Source organism: Halomonas sp. 3D7M (genome assembly GCF_014897885.1).
In the GTDB taxonomy this organism is placed as follows: Bacteria; Pseudomonadota; Gammaproteobacteria; order Pseudomonadales; family Halomonadaceae; genus Vreelandella.
Genome location: NZ_JABUZF010000111.1, coordinates 4,512 through 9,598 on the forward strand (window position 1 = coordinate 4,512; position 5,087 = coordinate 9,598).

Genomic DNA, 5,087 nt, shown 5'->3' on the forward strand with positions numbered 1-5,087 from the left:
AAGTCTCGCCGCCAATGCCGAACTGAACAGCACCCGGCAGGGGCCTGCCAGAGTACTGGCCGCGAGCCAACAATGTCATTGTCGTCGCCTCGCTGAACGCCTGTGTGTAGTCCAGTTCGGCGGTAACAAAGTGGAAGTCATCCGGCACCGCGCCCAGATCAATATCCGAGTTCGTGCCGAGATTCAACGCTCCTTCGAGGTTGATCTCGGAGGTCTCAAAGCTCTGGCTATATTGCAGTGAGTTCGTCGCCCAGCGGATCCGGCTGCGGGCAGCGGCCGAGCCAAAAACGTCCACGTCATCGTTACGCACCGTCAGCTCAGCCTGCCCCCAGAGCGACCTGTCCAGCGTCCGCAGAAACGGATAGGACATAAACGCCGTGCCTATGGCTGATGTCACATCGATGTCTGGCGCACCAGCTCCTCCGTCGGGGTGTTGGCGCAGATAAACAACGCTATAGCCCGCGCTAAGCCCGTTCGATCCGAGCGGATAGCTTTGCATCATTTGAAGCAAGGTCATCCGGTCAGGGTGTTGCGGTGTGATGACACCGGTCAAATTGGTGGTCTCGAACTGGTTCAGGACATCGTTAAAGGTCACCACACCGGCCATTTGTAATGGGCCAACGGTGTCGGATCCCAGATTGTCGAGTCCGATCATTCCTGAGCTGCGATATTGTCCGATCTCCAGGCGCAGCAACCCGCCGCCCGTCGCGCCTTCGGGGCGCACAAAAGTCCCTTCAATCGAAAGTCCGGCAAGATCACTCATCAACAACAGTTCACGCTCGGCCGCCTTTACCCGAATCGGATGCATGTCGAGAATACGTTGCAGGTAGGGGGCCAACCGTGTCTCGATGCCGGGAATATGACTGTTGATCTCGATACGATCGACATAGCCTTCGAATACCTGCAGCTGGATCTGTCCGTCAGAAAAATCCTGCACCGGCACCACTGTCTTGGAAAAATAGCCCGCAGCGAGATAGGCCGCGTCAACAGCATCTGCCATGCGGTAAAGGTCAGCTAGCGTAATTTCGGTGCCGATTTTGCCCAGCCAGATTGGCGTCAACGCCGGCAATGGTAGAGTCCGCGCGCCATCAATGTGCACCGAGTTCAAGCGAAAACGGATGCTTTTGGCGCGATCTAAGTCGATCTTGTCACGTTCGTCCTGCACGCCAATGGCGACACTGCCCACCTGTGGCGGCGGTTCATAGCGTTGTAGAATGACAGTTTGCTCGGAGAGGATACGATCGACGTTCGGCAAGCCCTGTGAAAAGGCCGGGCCCGCGTAACAGGCGCAAAGCAGTGCCAGTGCGCCCAAGCGAAGGGGTGAGGAGCAGCTGGGATGGAGCTGCAATGTTAACGCGCTCACTCTGCCGGAACCGTCGGTGGCATAGAAAACGGATGCCCGAGGGCGACGGATAACGCCTCAAACACGCGGCTAGCGGGCGAGCTGCACGCAAGTTCGTCGGGGTTATTCGGGAGCACGTCCTCATCCCCGCAATCGCCCGAAGGGATGTCGCTGTTAGCCTGGACGACTACCGTCGTGTCTGTCGTCGTGTCGTAAAACACCGTCGTGTTGTAACCCGGCAGTTCGCCCGTGTGGCCGACCCAGCCATCAACGCACCCCATGGCGATGCCGTAGCCCGCCGGCTCGGGGAAGGACCGCAGGCGCTCCTGCTGTGTCTCGGCGCTCAACAGGCCTTTGCCTGTGCCGAGGGATCGCCCGTAAACCAGCAGGTCGTCGAGAGTTGATATCATTCCACCTGCTGTCCATCCCCAAGACGGATTCCAATGCGTCGCGTTCGAAGGCGCTGTCGGCTTGGCAGCATCACCTTGCAGGGTAAATCCTTGCGGATAAGGCGTCGGCATAAGGGTGGCACCGTCAGGACCGATGGTCTCTGTCAGGCCCAGTGGTTCCAGGATCATCGAAGCAAAGACAGTGTCGATATCTTGACCGGTCACCTGCTCAATCACGAGGCCCAGCAGCACGGTATTGGTGTTTGAATAATTGAATTCCTCCCCCGGCGCAAAGATCGGTGAACCGGGGAGGGCAAAATCGAGCAGCTCCTGCGGCGTATAAGGCAAGTTAGGGTCTGCAAAGAACTGATCAAGGAAAGGGTCCGCCTGAGTATAGCTCAGCAGGCCGCTGGTCATGCTGGCCAGATGGCGTAGGGTGATGATATCGCCGTTGGGAACGCCGGACACATACTGGTCGATCGTATCGTCGAGCGATAGCTTGCCAGCTTCGGCCAGTTGCATCAGGGCGGTACCGGTGAAGGTCTTGGTGATCGATCCGATTCGGGTATGCATGCCGACTTCCATCGCAGCCTCGGTTTCCGGGTCCGCAACGCCCCAAGCACCGCTCCACCTGCCCTCGGGTGTGACAACGCCCGCAATAATCCCCGGCGCAGCGGCCCCGTCCAGCGCCCCAAGTGTGGCCGCATCAAGGGCGTCGGCCAGCGCCTCAGGCAGCGGCGTGTCGGGTAGCGTGATGGCTGCACGGGCCGTTACCGCTGCCGGGTCGGCCACGCAGAACTGCTGCGCCTGATCTTGAGCCTGCGCTGTAACCGGGGCCGCGAGGGCAAAAGCCACAGCACAGACCGAGAGGCCAGGCCGAAACTGGCGGGCCGTTCTGTGATGGAGTCTGATCGCTGTCATGTGCCTGTCCCTTGTTTGTTATGCACTTGCTACTTGGATTGCTTCGAAAGCGAAGATAGCCCATTTATGATTGCAAACAAACAAATGTAAAGTTCAATTAAGGTGCAATGTGGGTATAATTTGCGCTTTACTAATCCGCTTATGCCCTTTACCTAACGGCTGCCGCCATTCGTGCGCTACGGCCTGGGGTAGTCAGTTCCGAGGCCCCCTACGGCATGATTTCGAAAGATATCAAGGTAAACCTAAGCGAAGGCATTTTGCTGTGCGGCGAAGTACAGATGCGCCTGCGTCCCAAGACGCTGTCTGTTTTGGTGGCATTGGTGGAGCAACAAGGCGAAGTGGTCAGCACGGCTGATTTGCGGCGCATGATATGGGGCAATAGCCATGGCAACGAGGCAGGCCCCAAACAGTGCATCCGCGAATTGCGCCGGATGCTGGACGACAGCGCCCAAGACGCCGGGCTGATCGAGACAGTGGGTCGCCGGGGCTACCGGCTGACGCGTCCGATCTCGTTGATCGGCGCTGCGTCTGAGGATCTTATAACGGCATCGACAGTACTCTGCCTCGGGCGGGATAAAGAGCTGGAAGTTCTAAGCGAAAGGGCCGACGCCGCCAAGCGCGGTCGACGGGCGCTGGCTTTTATTTCGGGCGAGGCAGGGGCCGGCAAGACACGCCTTCTGGAAGCATTTGAGGCTGGTTTACCCCAGCGCGCCCCGCTGTGGGTCGCCTGGGGACAGGCCATTGCACACCCTGGCGCACGCGAGCCCTACGGGCTGCTGATGGATGTGTTGACGCAACTTATGGTCGGGTCTGAGGGGGCTACGCTGGCGCGACTTTTGCCACTCGTCGCTCCCTCTTGGGTCAAGCAACAACCTGGGCGTCGCTCGAAGGCGGAAGCGTTGGACCGTACTCGCCGCGACTCAATGCTGCGGGAATTCTCCGCGCTGATGGAGCGGCTGACCCGTGGCCGCCCTGGTATTCTCGTGCTTGAGGATCTGCACTGGGCAGACCCCAGTACGCTAGCTTGGCTAGCGGCTTGGGGGCTACAACGCACTCCGGCGCGATTACTGGTTCTGGGTAGCTATCGCGATGATGAACTCGACCGCGCTGGAACGCTTGCGGCAACACTGAGTCAGCTAAGTCGGCAGCCAGACTGCAGGTTGATCACCCTTGGTGGTCTCGATGAGGCGGCAGTGTCTGGATGCCTTGCAGAACGCTTCCAGGGTAACGCTTTTCCTCCTGATTTGGCTCAGACTCTCGCCCACCGAACCGAGGGCCATGCCATGCTCGTTGATGCGGCGGCAGACTTTTGGCAGGCGCAAGGTCTTGTGCGGCGCGACGAGGCTGGCTGGCAGCTTTCCTCCTCTCCCGAAGCGCTGGTCGCAGCCATCGCCCCCAGTGTCCGTACCCTGATCGAGACTGAACGCACCAGCCGCCTGTTGGCCGAGGAGCGCAGCTTGCTTGAAACCGCCAGTGTAGCGGGACCGACCTTTTCCGCTATCGACCTGGCCGACAATCACGACGGGGTGGAGGCGGCAGAGCGGCAGTTGGAGCACCTCGCGCGGAACCGACGGTTCATCACCCGCGCGGGCCTCAGCTATCGACCCGACGGATCGGTGGCCACGCGCTATGCCTTCCGGCACGCGCTACATCACGAAGCGCTCTACGATGGATTGCCGGCAGCGAACAGGCAAGGCACGCACCGAAGGGTCGGTCTGCGGCTGGAGGCCAGCCACGGTAATGCAGCGGGTGAGATAGCCCCCGTGCTGGCCGATCACTTTGAACGCGGCGCCGACTGGCCGCGTGCCGCACGCTATCGCGTGCTGTCGGGGTGGCGTGCGCAGGCGCGTGGTGCCTCCATGGATGCAGCAGAGCAGTTCCGCAGAGCACGGGACCTGCTGACCCGAGGCAGCGGGGCTGGTACGACGAACCCTGAGGCCGACCGCGCGACTGAACTCGATGCCCTGCTTGGGCTTGGCGCGGCGCTCATTGTCTCGGATGGCTTTACTGCGGAAGAGCTTCGGGAGGTTTACCGCCGCGCGGGGCAACTAGCTGCCGAGGTCGGCGATCCCGCTACGACGATCCCGGTTCTCGCAGGGCTTTGGAACGATCACCTGACGCGGGCTGAACTGACCCGCGCTGAAGATCTTGCGCTAGGGCTGCAGGCTCTCGCAGGGCACGCACCGGCCCATATGGCGATGGTAGCCCATAACGCTGTCGGGCAGACTCGGTTTTTCACCGGCGCTTTACCGGCTTGCGCCGCAGAAATCGCCGCCGTGCTGGAAATCGCCCCCCGCCATGCCGAACAGAACGGTAATGTCCTCTTCGGTGAGGACCCAGAGGTTGTATGTCGCCAGTACGCGGCCTGTGTCGCTGAACTGACTGGTGCCTCGGCAGAGGCTGAGCGGCACTTCACCGCTGGCAGTGCGCGCGCC

General features: G+C 60.8%; 3 protein-coding genes. 1 reads left to right on the plus strand and 2 read right to left on the minus strand.

Annotation, left to right across the window (positions count from 1 at the left end; all coding sequences use genetic code 11):
- Positions 1-1,363, minus strand: a 1,363-nt coding sequence (locus INT22_RS04975; RefSeq protein ID WP_193067804.1) for a ShlB/FhaC/HecB family hemolysin secretion/activation protein, incomplete at its 3' end; no start/stop codon positions are given.
- Complete coding sequence (locus tag INT22_RS04980) at positions 1,360-2,652, minus strand: serine hydrolase domain-containing protein (protein ID WP_193067805.1); 1,293 nt, start codon at positions 2,650-2,652, stop codon at positions 1,360-1,362. The genes INT22_RS04980 and INT22_RS04975, both read right to left, overlap by 4 nt.
- Positions 2,653-2,867: 215 nt before the next feature.
- Between INT22_RS04980 and INT22_RS04985 the strand changes: the two genes are divergently transcribed.
- A partial coding sequence (locus tag INT22_RS04985) for an AAA family ATPase (RefSeq protein ID WP_193067806.1) occupies positions 2,868-5,087 on the plus strand: 2,220 nt, incomplete at its 3' end.